Here is a 16,328-nt window from a genome sequence, read left to right on the forward strand (position 1 = left end):
GGACCACGCCCACCCACGCCTGGATCTCGCGGTCGTGGGCGTGCCTGCCGCCTGCCGCCTGGCGGGGCGGGCGGGCCCGAGAGCCGACGGAGCCGTCGTCGCGCGAGGATTTCACGCCGGTCTTCCGGCCTCCTCGCGTCGACGACGGCTCCGTCGTGTTGCCGCGTGGTCCGCACCAGGGCGCGCGGTGTCGGCTCCGCGCCCGGGCACCCGACCGTCAGGGCGTCGGCACGTCCACCCAGGCGCGGCTCTCCGCGGACGCGGCCATGGCCTCCAGCACCGCGGCACTGTGCACGGCGTCCGGCAGCGTGGCCCCGTACGGTGTCTCCTCCGCGATCGAGCGCAGGAAGCGGTACGCCTCGATGACCTTCAGGTCGTCGTAGCCCATGCTGGTCGCCGCTCCGGGCTGGAACGCGCCGTACTCGCCATGGCCCGGGCCGACGTGGACGGTGGTGAGGGGCTGGTCCTGGTAGGAGGTGCCGCGGCTGACGCCCAGCTCGTTCATACGGCGGAAGTCCCAGAAGACCGCGCCCCTGGTGCCGTGCACCTCGAAGCCGTAGTTGTTCTGCTCGCCGACCGAGACGCGGCACGCCTCCAGGACACCGCGGGCGCCGGAGGCGAAGCGCAGCAGACAGGAGACGTAGTCCTCGTTCTCCACCGGACCAGGCTCGCCCCCCGTGGCGAGGGTGTGGCCGGCGGTCGCCCCCGTGGGGCGGGCCCGCTCGGGTACGAAGACCGCGGTGTCGGCGGTGAGCGACGCGATGTCGCCGAGCAGGAACCGGGCCAGGTCGACTCCGTGCGAGGCGAGGTCGCCGAGCACGCCGCTGCCGCCGCGCTCGCGCTCGTAGCGCCAGGTCAGGGCGCCATGGGGGTGGGCGGCGTAGTCGCTGAAGAGCCGGATGCGGACATGGGTGACCGTGCCGATCTCGCCGGAGGCGATGAGCTCGCGGGCGGTCTCGACGGCAGGTGCGTTGCGGTAGTTGAAGCCGACCGTGCCCTGGACGCCGGCCTTGGTCACCGCGTCCGACACCGCGCGGGCGTCCTCCAGCGTGAGACCCACCGGCTTCTCGATCCAGATGTGCTTGCCCGCCTCCGCCATCGCGACGCCGATCTCGCGGTGCAGGAAGTTCGGCGCGGTGATGCTCACCGCGTGCACCCGCGGATCCGCGGCCACCTCGCGCCAGTCCCGGGCGGTACGCGCGAACCCGAACTGCGCGGCGGCCTCCTCGGCCCGGCCCGGCACCTCCTCGGCGACCGTCACCAGCTCCGGGCGCACGGCCAGCTGCGGGAAATGGTGCAGCACCCGGGCGTACGCCTGGGTGTGCACGCGCCCCATCCAGCCGAAACCGACGACCGCGACGCCGAGGGGACGGCGTGCGGCTCCACTGCCCTCGTTCTCCATGAGCCACCTTCTTTGGACCGGTCCAAAATCGCTCAGCCCACCCTGTGTGGACGGAAGAGGCAGTGTCAACACCTTTGACAGCGTCAAATTCACTCTGCGAAAGTGCGAGTCTCTGTCGAGACGCGATGTGGAACGGTCCAAGAGATGTCCGAGGCGCAGTCCGAAGGCCGGCCGACGATCCGTACGGTCGCCGAGCGCGCCGGCGTGTCCAAGTCTCTGGTCTCCCTGGTGCTGCGCGGCTCCGAGCAGGTGCGGCCCGAGAAGCGGGAGGCCGTGCTGCGGGCCATGGCGGAGCTCGGCTACCGGCCGAACGCCGCGGCTCGCAGCCTCAGCGAGCAGCGCACCCGCACGGTCGGTGTCCTCCTCAACGACCTGCGCAACCCCTGGTTCGTCGACCTGCTGGACGGCCTGAACTCACTGCTGCACGACAACGGCCTGCACATGATCCTGGCCGACGGGCGCCTCAACCGCCGTATCGGCCAGGACCTCACCCGCCCGTTCCTGGACCTCCAGGTCGACGGACTGATAGCCGTCGGCACCCTGCCCGACCCGGCCGCGCTCGGCACGGCTGCCGCGCGGATCCCGGTGGTCGTCGCGGGCACCCGCGAACCCGTGCTCCCCGGCGTCGACGTGGTCGCGAACGACGACGAGCACGGGGCGCGGCTGGCCACCGAGCACCTCATCGGACTCGGCCACCGCGCCATCGCGCACATCGCGGGCTACGGCGCCGTCGGCGACCTGCGCCGACGCAGCTTCGAGGCCACGATGCACGCACACGGGCTGGCCGACGACGCGCTCGTGGAGCCCAGCGACATGACCGAGGAGGGCGGCTACCGCGCCACCGTGCGGCTGCTCAGCGGCCCCCGGCGCCCCACCGCGGTCTTCGCCGTCAACGACATCGCCTCCGTCGGCGCGCTCTCGGCCGCCGACGAACTCGGCCTGCGGGTACCGCGCGACCTGTCCGTGGTCGGATACGACAACACCAGCATCTCCCGGCTGCGGCACCTGTGGCTCACCACCGTCGACACCGCCAGCCACGACGTCGGCAGACGCGCCGCCCGCTGCCTCCTGGACCGCTTCACCGACCCCGGCCGCCCCGCCGGGGTACACCTGTCGACGCCGACCCTGGAGATCCGCCGCACCACGGCGGCGCCGAGTTGAGCTGCTGACGGGCATCGGGGCCGCGATCGACGCGCTGGGGGGCGGCTTCACGATGCGCTACGCCGCGTTGGCGGTCACCGCGGCGCGAACCGGTGCTGTCTGACCTGGTCGGCATGGTCTGTCCGCGGCCGAAGGGCGGCGGGTTGCGGTCGCGTACGGCGCCGCTGCGGACCGTGACTCCCCGCGGACAATGTGCCACGGTGAGCGGAGCGGCTGTTCCCGTGGCACGGTGCGCCTGACCGCCCCATCGCCGGGTCCGGCCGGGAAGATGAAATACTGATGTCACAGGACAAGGTCTGGGGGTGGAAGCGTGGAGAGCCCACGCCACAGGGATCAGCCCTGCGGTCAGGCGCAGCACACCGCGGCTGACCTCGAGGTTTCTCCCCTGTCCGACCGGCCGGGTGTGCGGGCCGCCGGGGAAGTCACCCTGACCACGCTCACGGAGTGGGAGCGGGCCCTGGACCAACTGGTCCGGCGGCGTGAGGACGCGCTCTACGTAGAGCTCTCAGCGGTCACCTTCATCGATGTGGCTGGTGCGTCGGCCCTGGCGCTGGCAGCCCAGCGGCTCCCCGCCGGCCAGCACATCCATCTGGACCGGCCACCCTTCGGACTGCGGCGCATGTTCGAAATGTTCTGGCCTGACCTGCTGACGATTGAGATGGTGGCGTGATGAGTACGGCCGCCCCTGCCGACCCGTTTGTGCACCCGGCCCTGTTCTACCGAGGCGATCGGCAGTACGTGGCGGGAACGGTTCCGTTCGTCCTGGACGGTCTGTCCGCCGGTGAGCCGGTGGCAGTGGCCGTTCCGGGCCCCCAGCTCAAGCTGATGAAGACGGAACTGGGCGCGGACGCCGATCAGGTGCACTTCCTCGACATGACCCAGGCCGGCCGGAACCCGGGCCGGATCATCCCCGGAGTCCTGCGGGCCTTCGCCGATGCCCGGTCCACGGCACGGGTACGGATCATCGGTGAGCCCATCTGGCCGGGCCGCACCTCCGCGGAATACCCGGCCTGCGTCCAGCACGAGGCGTTGATCAACGCTGCCTTCCGCGGCCGGGAGGTGACCATCCTCTGTCCCTACGACGCGGATGGGCTGGACGAGAAGGTGCTCGCCGACGCCTACGCCACGCATCCCCTGGTGATCGACGAAGGCCGTGAGCTGGCCAGCGCCGCATACAGCCCCGACACCGTCGTCGCCCGCTACAACGAGCCACTGGCGCCCCCGCCCGCGGCCGTGGCAGCCGCCTTCACCGTCGAAGAGCTTTCCGCCGTTCGGCATTTCATGGTCCGGCAGGCCGAAGACCTGGGCCTGTCCGGCGTCAGGCTGCAGGACCTGGCCTTGCTGGTCGCCGAGTTGACGACCAACAGCGCGGTGCATGGCGGCGGTTCAGGAACGGCACGGATATGGACCGAGGGGGACCAGGTGGTGTGCGAGGTCCAGGACGGTGGACGACTCGTGGATCCGCTGGCCGGCCGGCGCCCCGCGGAGCGTGGTCAGATCGGTGGACGTGGACTGCTGCTGGTTCACCAGCTGTCCGACCTCGTACGTATGCACACGAGCGAGAGCGGCACCACTGTCCGCTGTTATCTGAGCCGCTAGCTCAGGCGGGCACCGCGCGGACCTCGGGGAAGCCGGGGCCGCGCGCGGGGGGTCGGCTTCCGGGTGGCCGTCGGTCATCTCGGCGACGGCCCGGCCGATCGGCAGGGCATGACGGTCGTCCCGTCCGTCACCGGAGCGGCACCGCGAGGTACTTGTACTCCAGGAACTCCTCGATGCCGACCCGGCCGCCCTCCCGGCCGAGCCCGGACTGCTTGACGCCGCCGAACGGCGCGGCGGGGTTGGACACCAGCCCCGTGTTCACACCGACCATGCCCACCTCCAGGCGCTCGCTGACCCGCAGGGCGCGGTCCAGGCCTTGCGTGAAGACGTAGCCGACCAGGCCCCATGGGGTGTCGTTGGCCCGGCGCACGACCTCGTCCTCGTCGTCGAAGACGAGAATCGCCGCCACCGGCCCGAAGATCTCCGTCTCCATCAGCCGGCTGCCGGGGTCGACGTCCGCCAGGACGGTCGGCGGGTAGAAGCGGCCGGGGCCGTCCGGCGCCACGCCGCCGACCAGTACCCGGGCGCCCCGCTCCACCGCGTCGGCGACCAGCTCCTCGACCTTGGCTCGACCGGCCTCGTCGATCAGCGGCCCCACGTCCACGCCGTCCCGGGTGCCGGGACCGACGACCAGCGCCCCCATCCGCTCCGCGAGCCGCCTCCCGAACTCGTCCGCCACCGAGCGGTGGACGAAGAAGCGATTGGCGGCGGTGCAGGCCTCGCCCATGTTGCGCATCTTGGCGGTCATCGCCCCGTCGACAGCCGCGCTCAGGTCCGCGTCGTCGAGGACGATGAACGGGGCGTTGCCGCCCAGTTCCATCGACGTGCGTACGACCGCGTCGGCGCACTGCGCGAGCAGCAGCCGCCCGACCCGGGTGGACCCGGTGAAGGACAGCTTGCGGATGCGTCCGCCGGTCAGCAACGGTTCCACGACCTCCCCGGCCCGGGAGGTGGTGACGACGTTGAGTACGCCGTCCGGCAGGCCCGCCTCCTTCAGGATCCCGGCCAGCGCGAGGCTGGACAGCGGAGTCTGCGGGGCCGGCTTGAGCACCATCGTGCAGCCCGCCGCGATCGCCGGGCCGATCTTGCGGGTGCCCATCGCCAACGGGAAGTTCCACGGCGTGACCAGCAGACACGGCCCGACGGGACGGCGCATCAGCAGCATGCGGTTGCGGCCGTCCGGCAGGACGCCGTAGCCGCCGTCGATCCGTACCGCCTCCTCCGAGAACCAGCGGAAGAACTCGGCCGCGTAGGCCACTTCACCCCGGGCCTCGGCCAGCGGCTTGCCCATCTCGCTGGTCATCAGCAGGGCGAGTTCGCCGGTGCGGGAGACGATGATCTCGTACGCGCGGCGCAGGATCTCGCTGCGTTCGCGGGGCGCCGTACGGGCCCAGCCGTCCTGTGCCTCGACGGCGGCGTCCGCCGCGAGCCGGGCGTCCTTGGGTCCGGCGTCGGCGACGTGGCAGAGGATCTCGCCGGTCGCGGGGTCGTCCACCGGCATGGTGGCGCCGTCGGCCGCGTCCGCCCAGGTACCGCCGATGAACAACTGCTTGGGCACGTCGTTGAGGATGCTCACGGTGTTTCTCCTTACTGGTCGGCGGCCGGGGCGAGCAGTTCTGCGAGAGAGACGGCGCGGACACCCTGGCCGCCGGTGAGACGGTCGGTCCGGGGGTCGGCCCGGGGGTCGGTCCGGGTGGCGCAGCCGAAGCCGTCCGCCACGACCACGGTGTTCCCGTCAGCACCCGACGGCGTCGCCCGCCCCGCTGGTGGCGCCGCCCCGCGCGGTGACGGGGATGCCCGACGCGCGACAGGCCCGCGGCGGAGCGGAGATGTCCTCCGCGGGGCGCGGGCAGGCCACCGCACGAGACGCGAGGCGGTAGGTGGCGGCGTCACAGGCGTAGGGGCCGGTCCGGCCCGCACCGGTCCCGGTCCGGCCCGCACCGGTCCCGGTCCGGCCCGCACCGGTCCCGATCCGCGTTCCCGGCGCCGTCCGGCCGATGCCGGCGCGCGGGCGTGTCAGGCCGTGGTCACCCGTCATCGGGCCGGCACGCCTACTTCCACGGCGGCGGACCACGCCCGCAGTCCTTCGTCGACCTCCGCCTCGTCGATCACCAGCGCGGGAATCATCCGCACCACCTGGTTCCACGCGCCGCACAGCAGCAGGAGCAGCCCCTCGTCCACGGCGGCCCGCTGAACCCGGGCGGCGGTCTCGGGGTCGGGGCCGCCGTCCTCGGTGACGAACTCGCTGGCCAGCATCAGCCCGAGGCCCCGTACGTCCCCGATGGCCGGTGTCGTCGCGGCCACCGCCGCCAGCCCGGCGCGCAGCCGTGCGCCCATCGCCTCGGCGTTGTCCACCAGCTTCTCGTCGCGTACGACGTCGAGGGTGGCGCACGCCGCGGCGCAGGCCACCGCGTTGGCGCCGTACGTACCGCCCTGCGAGCCCGGCCATGCCTTGCCCATCAACTCGGCGGAGGCGGCGATCCCGGACAGGGGGAAGCCGCTGGCCAGTCCCTTGGCGGTGATGAGGATGTCCGGCGTGACGCCGAAGTGGTCGTGTCCCCAGAACCGCCCGGTACGGCCCACGCCGGTCTGCACCTCGTCGAGGATCAGCACAAAGCCGTGACGGTCGGCCCGTTCGCGCAGCCCTTCGAGGAAGGCGCGGGTGGCGGGCACGTATCCGCCCTCGCCGAGCACCGGCTCGACGATGATCGCGGCCGTGTCGTCGGGGGAGGAGATCGTCCGGAGTGTGTAGTCGAGTTCCTGGAGGGCGAAGCGGGTCGCGGTCTCCTCGTCCCAGCCGTAGCGGAAGGCCGTCGGGAACGGGGTGACGACCACTCCGCTCATCAGCGGGGAGAAGCCCGAGCGGAAGCGGGTACCGGAGGTGGTCATGGCGGCGGCGGCCACGGTACGGCCGTGGAAGCCGCCGTGACAGACCAGAACGTTGGGACGGCCGGTGGCCTGACGGGCCAGCCGGAGGGCGGCCTCGACGGCCTCGCTGCCGGAGTTGGTGAAGAACAGGCTGTCCAGGCCGGCCGGAAGCACCTCGCCGAGCCGGTCGACCAGGCGCCGCAGCGGAGGGTGCAGCACCGTCGTGTACTGGCCGTGGACGAGCGTGCCCGCCTGCTCCTGGGCGGCGGCGACCACCCTGGGGTGACAGTGCCCGGTGCTGGTGACGCCGATGCCCGCGGTGAAGTCGAGATAGCGGCGGCCGTCCTCGCCGTACAGATGGACGCCCTCGCCCCGGACCGCGACGACGGGTGTGGCCTGGCGGAGGTGCGGTGACAGTGCGCTCATGGTCGTCTCCCAGCCCCGGGTGCGTGCGTCGTGTTTCGCTTCCGCGTCCCGAGCATCTCCGGCGTGCGGGACCACGGCCACGCGCGAACTGTCCGCCCCACGCCCAAGGTTTGGACGTTGTGTCAACCGCTGGTACGCGCGGTCGGCCCCTCCCGGCCCGGGCAGCCCCGACGGGGACGCTCTTGTACAGGTCAGGGACGCTTGTCACAGTGACCAGGCATGTGACCAGGCATGTGACCAGGCATGTGACCAGGCATGTGAGGAGGCACCGTGAGCGAACCCCACCCCGCGGCCCCGCCGCCACCCGCCGACGAACGGGCCGCCGGCCGCCCGCTCACCGTGGCCGGCGCGCTCGCGCTGCCGGTCCTGGCCGCGGGACAGCCCACGGTCGTCACCGGGGAATCCCAACTCGGCCGGCCGGTCCGCTGGGTGCACGTCACCGAGCTCACGGACCCCGCCTCCTTCCTCAAGGGCGGCGAGCTCGTCCTCACCACAGGAATGCCCCTGCCGGAGGAACCGGCCCGGATACGCCGGTACGTCGACGAGCTCGCCGACATCGGGGCCGCCGCCCTGGTCATCGAACTCGTGCGGCGCTACCACCGCCCGCCCGAGGCCCTCGTCGCCGCCTGCCGGACCCGGGACCTGCCGCTCATCACCCTCTCCCAGGACGTCAACTTCCTGGAAGTCACCCAGGTCGTCCATACGCTCGTCCTCGGCGACCAGACCGACGCGATGCGCAGAACCCAGCGGATCCACGAGGCGTTCACCGCCCTGACCCTGCGCGGGGCGGACCCCGAGGACGTGGTGCGCGCGGCGGCGGAGATGAGCGGCCACACCGTCGTACTGGAGAACCTCGTGCACCAGGCGCTGATCTGCGAGCCCGCCGGCGCCACCGTCGAGGACGCGCTCACCGGATGGGAACGGCGCTCCCGGGCGGCCCCGCCCGGCGACCAGGCCGATGTGCGGGGACCCGAGAACTGGTTGGTGGCGCCCGTGGAGTTCAAGGGCGAACGATGGGGGCGGGTCGTCATGCTCCCCACCCGTCGTGGGCGTCCCTTCGGCCCGGAGCAGGTGACCGTCCTGGAACGGACAGCGATGACACTCACGATCGCCCGCCTCGTCCACACCACGACGTGGGAGCGCAGGGCGCACCGCAACACGCTGCGGGACATCGCCGAGCAACGCCACCGCTCGCCCCACGAACTCCGGTCCCGCGCCGCCGCCCTGGGTCTGCCGACCGAAGACTGCCGCTTCCTCGCCGTGCTGGTGGACATCGGTCCCGACGAGGACAGCGCCGAGTTGGAAGCGCGACTGGCCGAGGAACTGACGGCGGCGGGGATTCCCGCACTCACCGGCACATTGCCCCTCGGACGCGTCGGCAGCCTGCTCGCCCTGCGTCCCTCCCGGACGCCCTGGCGGCAGACGGTCGAACGACTGGCCCGCACCACCCTGCGCCTGCACCCGCACGCGATCGTCAGCGTGGGCTGCGAAGTCACGGACCTCCGCCACGCCGCCCGCTCCTTTCGTGAGGCGGCCCGCGTGGCGGAGGCGGCGCCGCCCGATTCCCCGAGGCTGCCCGGCTCCCCGGAGAGGTCCTTCCACGAACTGTCCGACGTCGGTCTGCGGCAACTCCTGTACGCACTGCGCGAGGACACCCGGATCCAGGACTACGCCGAGCGCAGGCTCGGCCGCCTCGCCGACCACGACACCCGGCACCACACCGACCTGCTGACGACTCTGCGGCACTACCTGGAGGCCGCCGGCAACAAGACGACCGCGGCACGCCGTGACGACCTGTCACGCCAGACGCTCTACCAGCGGCTGCAGACAATCGAGAGACTGCTCGGCTGCGACCTCGAATCCGGCGACCGACGCACCGAACTGCACGTGGCTCTCATGGTGTTCGACATCCTCCGGCCGCGCTGACGTGACGCGTGCCGCCCGGGGAAGCAGCGACGCCGGACCGGAGCGCGGCCGGCGCCGTGGACAGAGCACTTAGGTCTTGCGGTCATGGAACTGATGGTGCTGGTTGCCGTGGTGGTCACCGGTCTGCAGATCCAGCGAACGGCCCCACCGGGTCGGCTGCGCGGGGGAGGACGCCCAGGAACCGGCGGCCACATCGTCGGAGTCGAGCACCTCGTCGCCGTAGAGATCCTTCAGCCAGTTGGTCTGGTAAATGGTGTCGAGGTAGCGCTCGCCGAGGTCCGGGCCGACGGCCACCGCGGTGAGTTCACGCGCGTCGTGCCCGGCCAGCCAGTCCGTCGCGCCGCTGACCACCGTGCCGGTGGAGCCGCCGAACAGGAATCCGCGCCTGGCCAGACGATGGCAGGTACGTATGGTGTCCGCCTCCTCGACACGTATCACCTCATCCACATAGGACTCGTCGAGCAGCGGCGGGCGCATGCTCATCCCCAGGCCGGGAATCATCCGGCGGCCCGGCGGACCGCCGAAGGACACCGAGCCGACGCTGTCCACCGCGACGATCCGCACCGGCCGGTGCCACTCCCGGAAGTAGCGCGCGCAGCCCATCAGGGTCCCGGTGGTGCCGGCCCCGACGAACAGCACGTCCAGCCGCGGGAACTGACGGGCGATCTCCGGCGCCGTCTTGCGGTAATGCGCCTTCCAGTTGCTCGGATTGGTGTACTGGCTGAGCCACACGTACCGGTCGTCGGAGGCGCACAGCGCGCGGACGTACGCGATCCGAGCGCCGAGGAAGCCGCCGTTGGCCTCCTGCCCGGCGATCATGTGCACCTCGCTGCCCAAGGCCTCCATCATCATCCTGGTCGACAGGTTGCCGCGGGAGTCCGTCACACACAGGAACCGGTAGCCCTTGCTCGCCGCGATCATGCTCAGCGCCACGCCGAGGTTCCCGGACGAGGACTCGACCAGGATCGATTCCGGCGTCAGGACTCCATCGCGCTCAGCGGCCTCCACCATCTCGGTCGCGGCCTTCAACTTGATCGAGCCGGCGAAGTTGAAGCCCTCACACTTCAGGAAGAGCGAGTGCCCGAAGATCGACCGGAGGTCGACATAGAGCTCCTCTTCGTTGAAGGCGTAGGGAACGGAAATGACGGGCACGATGGTCTCCTCAATCTGGAGCAGGGCTTTCGGAACGTCCGTCCGGGCGTGGGCGGGAGCCTGTGTCCCACCGGGCCGGACGGGGGCCCTGCGTCAGCGGCCGCTGTCTCGTGCGCCTTGACCTGCGGCGACTAGACCGGTGATCTCTGGGGGTTGGCCCTGGACAAGCCTCCTGGGCGTCGGCCGGCTCATCCGTACCGGCTCAGTTCGTGGAAGAAGTCGTCGACCACGTGCAACTCCCCGCGGCGGACCACGTCGTCGTAGACGTACTTGCCCACCGCGAGGTCGAGCACCCCGAGGCCGAAGGGCGAGAACACCACCGGCCGGTCCGCCGGCACCGTCACCCGCCCGGCCAGCACGTCGTCCAATGTGCCGTGCAGGAAGTCCCGGCTGCCCGTGAGCCGCTCGGCCAGATGCGGCGAGGTGTCGGCCTTCAGGCAGTGCTCGATGTCATCGACGATGTTGGTCGAGGCGAGCAGGATCTCCGGCGCGAGGTCACGCAGTGACACGTGCAGCACCAGCGGATTGTGTGCGAACCAGGACAAATCGCCGACATGTGGCTGCCCGGCGACGGTGGCGAAGACCACCAGGTCGCTGCCCCGGATCAACTCCTCGGCGCTGTCGTGCACGGTGATCCGGCCAGGGGTGCCCGACTGCTCCAGGTAGCTCTGGAAGCCTGCCGTGCTGTCGGCGGACAGGTCGTGCACGCCGATCTCGTCGAACGACCAGCCGGTGCCGACGAGGAAGGTGTGGATGTAGCGGGCGATCAGACCCACTCCGAAGAACCCGACCCGCGTCGGTCGCGGCCGGCCGCGGCTGAGCCGGTCGGCCGCCGACGCCGCCGACGCGGCCGTCCTGGTGGCGCTGATGATCGAGCTTTCCAGACAGGCGAACGGGTAGCCGGTGTCATGGTCGTTGAGGATCAGCACGGCCGAGGCCCTCGGGATGCCGGCCGTCACGTTCTCCGGAAAGCTGGAGACCCACTTCAGGCCGTCCACCCGCACCTCGCCGCCGACCGAGGCGGGCAGCGCGATGATCCGGGAGGACGGGCGGTCGGGGAAACGCAGGAAGTACGACGGCGGGTTCACCGAATCACCGGCGCCGTGCACCCGGTAGGTGGCCTCGACCAGCTCCACGATGTGTTTCTCACGTCCGTGCAGTGCGTGCCGGACCTGGGCGCCGGAGATCACCGCGAACGGTGGCACCGTCATCGGCGCGGACGTCGCGGACTCCGTCGTGGTGGAACCGATGGTGGTCATACGGCGGTCACCTCGACGGTCGGCGAGCAGTCGGCCAGACGCACCGGGTCGGCCATGGCGACGAGCACCTCGCGCGGTCCCTCGTAGGGCTCCCTGCTGTGCGCGGTGCGGATGTTGTCGACGAGCATCAGGTCGCCGTCCTGCCACGGCTCACGTGCGGTGTTGGCCTCGTAGACGCCGTTGAGCAACTGCACGACGTCCTCGCCGATCGGGTCGCCGTTGCCGAAGCGGGTGTTGAACGGCAGCCCGTCGGCGCCGTAGACGTCCACCAGGTACTCGCGCACCTCGGGGGCCATCGTCCACTCGTTGAGGAACGCGATCTGGTTGAACCAGCAGCGCCGGCCGGTGACCGGGTGACGCACCACGGCGCTGCGGCGCTGTCTGGTGCGCAGTCCGCCGTCGGGCTGCCACTCGAACATGATCCCGTTGGCGCGGCAGTAGCTCTCGACGGCGCCACGGTCCTCGGTGCCGAACGCCTCGGCGACGGACGCCCCGATCTCGTCGTTGTAGCTGCGGGTGAGCAGCCAGCCCTCTCGCTCGAACCGCTCGGTCAACTCGGCGGGCAGCGCGTCGAGCACGGTCGGTGAGTCGGCCACCGCGGTCGCCCCGCCGTCGCTGGGCGCGCCGAGGCAGGCGAACATCATCAGGCCCGGGAACTCAAGCGTGTAGCTCAGTTCGTGGTGCATGCACATGGGCTGGTTCGTCGGCCACTTCGTTGAGGAGTACACGCCGTCGGAGTAGGTCTCCCGGGGCGCGAAGACCTCCTTCTCGGTCATCAGGCCGGTGGCCAGCTTCGAGAAGACGGCGCCGGTCCCGGCCGCGTCGCGCAGCCCGAGGCCGCGGACCAGGACGCAGCCGTGCTCGGCGACGACAGCGCGCAGCGCGTCCCGGTGCTCGGCCGCCCAGTGCAGCGCGTCGGCGGCGGCCTCGGCCCGCAGGAGCGGAGGTCTGCCCGGTTTCAGTTCCACGTCGACCGATGACGCTGCGGATATGGACGACATCTCGTTTTCCTTTCCGTTGCCACTCGGGTGCCACTCAGGTGCCGCTCAGGAAGAGGCGGACAGTTCGGCGGAGCGCGGCACGGCCTGTGCCGCCTCGGTCGGACGGGTGCGCAGGACGTTGTGGCCGCCGTCGGCGGCGACATCCCCTCCCCTCACGGTCGCCACGGTGCTGTGGACCGCCGGTCAGCGCGGCGTCGCAGGCGCCGTGGTTTTCTCGGCGGATCGGCGGGCCGGCCCTGTCGCTCGGCCGGCGGGGCATGCTGGTCGAGAGGGTTCAGCGCGGCCTTCCGTCCCAGTGCGACGGGCCGATAGGGGGCGTCTCGCCACTCCGTGGCGGGGTTTCCGCCCCATCGAGCGTGCCTCGGGACTTCCTCGCCTTTCATGAGAAAGGAGTCGGGGGCGAGCACCGAGCCGTCGCCCATCGTCACGCCGTAGTGGACGATCGCGCCGACGCCGAGGGTGCAGCCGTCGCCGATCGTGCTGCGGTCGGACTTGAAGGTGCCGTCCTCCTGCGAGTGGCACTGGATCTTGCTTCCGACATTGAGTGTGCTGTCGCTCCCGATGGTGGCGAGCGTCCGCTCCGTCACGAGGCAGCCGTCGTTGAAGACCCTGCTGCCGACCTGAACACCCAGCAGCCGCCAGACCACGTTCATGAAGGGAGTGCCGTTGAAGACATGGAAGTACTCGATGGGCATTTTCCACAGGCGCTCGTGCAGCCAGAAGTTCGGGTCGTAGATGGAGCACAACTGCGGTTGCAGCGGGCGGAACACCGCGATTCCACGCTCCACCAGTACGAGGTAGACGGCGCTGACCACGAGGGCGAGTGCCAGGGACGCGGTGATCACCACCCAGCCGAACACACCGTGCATGTCAACTGCCGCGAGGCCGAGCACGGTGAGCACGAAGAAGTGCAGCCAGCGCACCAACAGGAACAGGCCCATCGAGCGGAGGTTGTACCGATTCTTCGCGGCGAGGTGGCGACGCAGTTGGTCCCCGGACCGGAGCTGGTCGAACCGGCTGTCGCGTTCCACCGACCGGGGAATCTCGAAGCACGGCGAGCCGAGCAGGCCTACTCCCTCGCGGACCTCGCCGTCGAGCGGGACCATCACCTTCGTCGCGAGAAGGCAGTTGTCACCCGTCTTGGCCCCCGAGGGATAGGCGATGTTGTTTCCAAGGAAGTTGTGTGGACCGATCGACGCCTGGGATACACGGAAGGACGTGCTCGAGAAGTCGGCATTGATGACGGAGAGTCCGTCGGCGATCATCGTTCCGCTGCCGACAGAAGTCAGGTACGGCGTCTCGTGCTGCACTTCGGTACCGAAGTTCGACCCGGTCTGCTCGACATGGGACAAGTCGTATCCGAGGCCACGCAAATAGTGGACGATGTAAGAGCTGTCACCGAGAAGCCATTTGAAGAACTTCAGGTTGGTCATGCGCGCGATCGCCCTGTGCGCCGAGTAATGGAGGCCGTACAGCGGATAGACCTTGTCCGGCTTGACCATCAGACTCAGTAGGCGCGGAACGGTGAACAACAGGGCGAGGCCCAGGACGATGAAGCCGAAGAACAGCACGAGGGACAGGACCAGCGCGTCGATGTAGAGCGTCGGCGACGTGAATCCCACCATGTCCGGGCCCAGCAGGTTCCTCAGTTCCGGAACCTCGGTGATCAGCATGTACGCGCCCCCGACGGTCAGCGGCACGTACAGGAAGAACACTTGGAGCACGCTGATGAGGCCGTACCCGGCCCGGCGCAGAGTGCCGCACGCCGCGGGCGCGATGCTCAGGTAGTCGAACTCCGTGCGCTGTGCCGGGGATCCGTGCCACCGCTGGTCTTCCGGTACCACCTGGCCGCTTTGCAGCGCGGAGGTGTGGCCGAGCTGTGCCCTGTCGCCCATCGACGTGTCGATGTCGAGCACGGTCTTCTCGCCGACGAACACGTCCCGGCCGAGGGTGACGTGGCCGGTCTGGATACGCCCGGCGTGCGCCCGGTAGCAGAGGAAGAACGCGTCCTTGCGAATCACCGTACCGGCGCCGATCGTCAGCAGGTCGGTGCAGACCGGAATGGTGCGGGAGAAGATCGTGACGCCCTTACCGATCCGCGCGCCGAGGGCGCGCAGATACAGCACATACAGCGGATTGCCGACGAAGAAGATCATCGGGTTGGCGTGGACCAGTGTCTTGACGGTCCAGAAGCGCAGATAGGTCAGACCCCAGATGGGGAACTCGCGGGATTTCCAGCGGCCGATGAGGATCCATTTCGCCGCGATCGGGAATATGCACAGGCCGACGAGGCCGGCGCCGCCGAAGAGGACCGCCCGCAGGTAGACGTTGCGCAGACCTGAGCCGGCGGAGACCCACTCGTAGCCCCGGCCGGTGACAAGTCCGGCGAGGCAGCAATATCCGACGAAAATAATGAACTGCAGCGTTCCGCAGAGGAGGTACTGCCGCGTGCTCGCCGGTGTCACCACCTCGGTCGGCGCCGGGACCGACGACTCGACAGGGGTGGGCGCGGCGTCCGCGAGACCCGTCGCCAGACTTCGGATCGTCGGGTGCCGGTAGATGTCCTTCATCGACGCCGAGGGGAGGTCCGCCCGCTTCCTGACCCGTGCGCAGAAGTGGGCCATCACCAACGAGTTGGCGCCGAGGTCATCGAAGAAGTGGCTGTCGACCGACACCTGTTCGACGGACATGACGTCAGCCAGCACCTCGGCGAGGTCTCTTTCGATGCCGGCCTTCGGGCCGGAGTCCCTGCTTTTGTCTCTCGCAGATTCATCCGGCCCGGACGCCAGGACTTCGATGGATTTCTCCTCCATACAAGCTCCTTGAGCAACTTTCGAGCGCCACCGGCCGTGAGCGTCGGCGCCCTGCACTCGCGCTTTTCGATGGCCGGAGCGAGCAATCCGGTTGCCCTGAGGTCGTGATCTCTTGTCCGGTTCAAAACGGTGGCCTCAGTCTCTGCTGTCCACCGTCGGGCTGCCACTCGAACTCGATCGCGTCGGCGGGGCAGTAGCGCTCGACGGCGCCCGGGCGTCCTTGCCGCCGGACGCCTGCCATCGGGAGCGCGGAGTGCTCGCCGCCCGGTTCATTCCTCCTCCTCGATCCCGGCCGACGGGACGGCGACGAGCGGCACACGGGTCACGCCCTACTGCATACGAGTGACGTGTTCCTGACCTGGGAGGGAGCCGGGCCGGGGGCACGCAAGGGTCACCCGTCCTGTAGCCGTCGGAGCGCGGCGATCGGCCCAGGGCCGCGAGGACTGCCGTACGCCTCCGGGGGCAGGGCAGGGCAGGGCAGGGCAGGGCAGGGCAGGGCAGGGCAGGGCAGGGCGGCGCGGGGCGGTCCGACGGCGGCACACTCCGTTGTCGGACCGCCCCACTCGGTCACCTGGCCGGGGGCGGTCCATGCCGGCGCGGCCCGGTCGGTGAACACACGCCGGGAGCGGGCGTCCGGCCGCCGACCGGGTGGCCTCTCCCGGGCAATTAGTCCACACCAGTGACGCTCCACAAGACCGGCCGCGCCAGGCAGGAGAACGTA

At 70.3% G+C, this 16,328-nt stretch carries 12 protein-coding genes; 4 read left to right on the top strand and 8 right to left on the bottom strand.

The window, feature by feature from the left end:
- Positions 1–217: 217 nt before the first annotated feature.
- A complete protein-coding gene (locus tag GTY58_RS37120) occupies positions 218–1,402 on the bottom strand; it encodes a Gfo/Idh/MocA family oxidoreductase (RefSeq protein WP_010988550.1) in 1,185 nt (394 codons plus the stop codon).
- Between the two features lie 144 nt (positions 1,403–1,546).
- On the opposite strand from GTY58_RS37120, the gene GTY58_RS37125 reads away from it, so the two are divergent.
- The 3 genes from GTY58_RS37125 to GTY58_RS37135 all read left to right on the top strand — a co-directional run bounded on the left by GTY58_RS37125 (position 1,547) and on the right by GTY58_RS37135 (position 4,162).
- Positions 1,547–2,563, top strand: a complete 1,017-nt coding sequence (locus tag GTY58_RS37125) for a LacI family DNA-binding transcriptional regulator (RefSeq protein WP_010988551.1) — start codon at positions 1,547–1,549, stop codon at positions 2,561–2,563.
- Positions 2,564–2,873: 310 nt separating this feature from the next.
- The gene (locus GTY58_RS37130; RefSeq protein ID WP_010988552.1) at positions 2,874–3,233 is read left to right on the top strand and encodes an STAS domain-containing protein; all 360 of its coding nucleotides are present in this window, start codon (positions 2,874–2,876) and stop codon (positions 3,231–3,233) included.
- On the top strand, positions 3,233–4,162 hold the full coding sequence (locus GTY58_RS37135; RefSeq protein WP_107083149.1) for an anti-sigma factor RsbA family regulatory protein: 930 nt from the start codon (positions 3,233–3,235) through the stop codon (positions 4,160–4,162). Before GTY58_RS37130 ends, GTY58_RS37135 begins: the two co-directional genes overlap by 1 nt.
- Before the next feature lie 127 nt (positions 4,163–4,289).
- Here GTY58_RS37135 and GTY58_RS37140 read toward each other — a convergent pair whose 3' ends face one another.
- From GTY58_RS37140 to GTY58_RS37155, 3 genes are all read right to left on the bottom strand, one after another.
- Positions 4,290–5,738, bottom strand: coding sequence for an NAD-dependent succinate-semialdehyde dehydrogenase (locus GTY58_RS37140; RefSeq protein WP_010988554.1), 1,449 nt, complete (start codon positions 5,736–5,738; stop codon positions 4,290–4,292).
- Between the two features lie 11 nt (positions 5,739–5,749).
- Positions 5,750–5,887: a hypothetical protein gene (locus GTY58_RS37145; protein ID WP_154696743.1), complete on the bottom strand. Its 138-nt coding sequence runs from the start codon at positions 5,885–5,887 to the stop codon at positions 5,750–5,752.
- A gap of 309 nt (positions 5,888–6,196) precedes the next feature.
- Positions 6,197–7,456 carry an aminotransferase class III-fold pyridoxal phosphate-dependent enzyme gene (locus tag GTY58_RS37155; RefSeq protein ID WP_010988555.1) on the bottom strand — a complete coding sequence of 420 codons (1,260 nt, stop codon included), beginning with the start codon at positions 7,454–7,456 and terminating at the stop codon, positions 6,197–6,199.
- A 270-nt stretch (positions 7,457–7,726) separates the two neighbouring features.
- On the opposite strand from GTY58_RS37155, the gene GTY58_RS37160 reads away from it, so the two are divergent.
- The gene (locus GTY58_RS37160) at positions 7,727–9,382 is read left to right on the top strand and encodes a PucR family transcriptional regulator (protein ID WP_010988556.1); all 1,656 of its coding nucleotides are present in this window, start codon (positions 7,727–7,729) and stop codon (positions 9,380–9,382) included.
- A gap of 69 nt (positions 9,383–9,451) precedes the next feature.
- On the opposite strand, the gene sbnA is transcribed toward GTY58_RS37160, so the two are convergent.
- The 4 genes from sbnA to GTY58_RS37180 form a co-directional block, all read right to left on the bottom strand.
- The gene (gene sbnA / locus GTY58_RS37165) at positions 9,452–10,534 is read right to left on the bottom strand and encodes a 2,3-diaminopropionate biosynthesis protein SbnA (protein WP_010988557.1); all 1,083 of its coding nucleotides are present in this window, start codon (positions 10,532–10,534) and stop codon (positions 9,452–9,454) included.
- A 188-nt stretch (positions 10,535–10,722) separates the two neighbouring features.
- Positions 10,723–11,793 carry a 2,3-diaminopropionate biosynthesis protein SbnB gene (sbnB, locus tag GTY58_RS37170; protein WP_010988558.1) on the bottom strand — a complete coding sequence of 357 codons (1,071 nt, stop codon included), beginning with the start codon at positions 11,791–11,793 and terminating at the stop codon, positions 10,723–10,725.
- The gene (locus GTY58_RS37175; RefSeq protein ID WP_037647052.1) at positions 11,790–12,794 is read right to left on the bottom strand and encodes a TauD/TfdA family dioxygenase; all 1,005 of its coding nucleotides are present in this window, start codon (positions 12,792–12,794) and stop codon (positions 11,790–11,792) included. Before GTY58_RS37175 ends, sbnB begins: the two co-directional genes overlap by 4 nt.
- A gap of 152 nt (positions 12,795–12,946) precedes the next feature.
- On the bottom strand, positions 12,947–15,607 hold the full coding sequence (locus GTY58_RS37180) for a Pls/PosA family non-ribosomal peptide synthetase (RefSeq protein WP_078234632.1): 2,661 nt from the start codon (positions 15,605–15,607) through the stop codon (positions 12,947–12,949).
- Positions 15,608–16,328: the final 721 nt, after the last annotated feature.

It is taken from the genome of Streptomyces sp. SID5469 (genome assembly GCF_009862865.1).
Taxonomy (GTDB): domain Bacteria; phylum Actinomycetota; class Actinomycetes; order Streptomycetales; family Streptomycetaceae; genus Streptomyces; species Streptomyces avermitilis.

Bases quoted from the DNA above. Each gene is read 5' to 3' on its own strand.
- GTY58_RS37135 (WP_107083149.1), top strand. From the start codon at position 3,233: ATGAGTACGGCCGCCCCTGCCGACCCGTTTGTGCACCCGGCCCTGTTC.
- GTY58_RS37175 (WP_037647052.1), bottom strand. From the start codon at position 12,794: ATGTCGTCCATATCCGCAGCGTCATCGGTCGACGTGGAACTGAAACCG.
- GTY58_RS37155 (WP_010988555.1), bottom strand. From the start codon at position 7,456: ATGAGCGCACTGTCACCGCACCTCCGCCAGGCCACACCCGTCGTCGCG.
- GTY58_RS37120 (WP_010988550.1), bottom strand. From the start codon at position 1,402: ATGGAGAACGAGGGCAGTGGAGCCGCACGCCGTCCCCTCGGCGTCGCG.
- GTY58_RS37180 (WP_078234632.1), bottom strand. From the start codon at position 15,607: ATGGAGGAGAAATCCATCGAAGTCCTGGCGTCCGGGCCGGATGAATCT.
- sbnB (WP_010988558.1), bottom strand. From the start codon at position 11,793: ATGACCACCATCGGTTCCACCACGACGGAGTCCGCGACGTCCGCGCCG.
- GTY58_RS37125 (WP_010988551.1), top strand. From the start codon at position 1,547: ATGTCCGAGGCGCAGTCCGAAGGCCGGCCGACGATCCGTACGGTCGCC.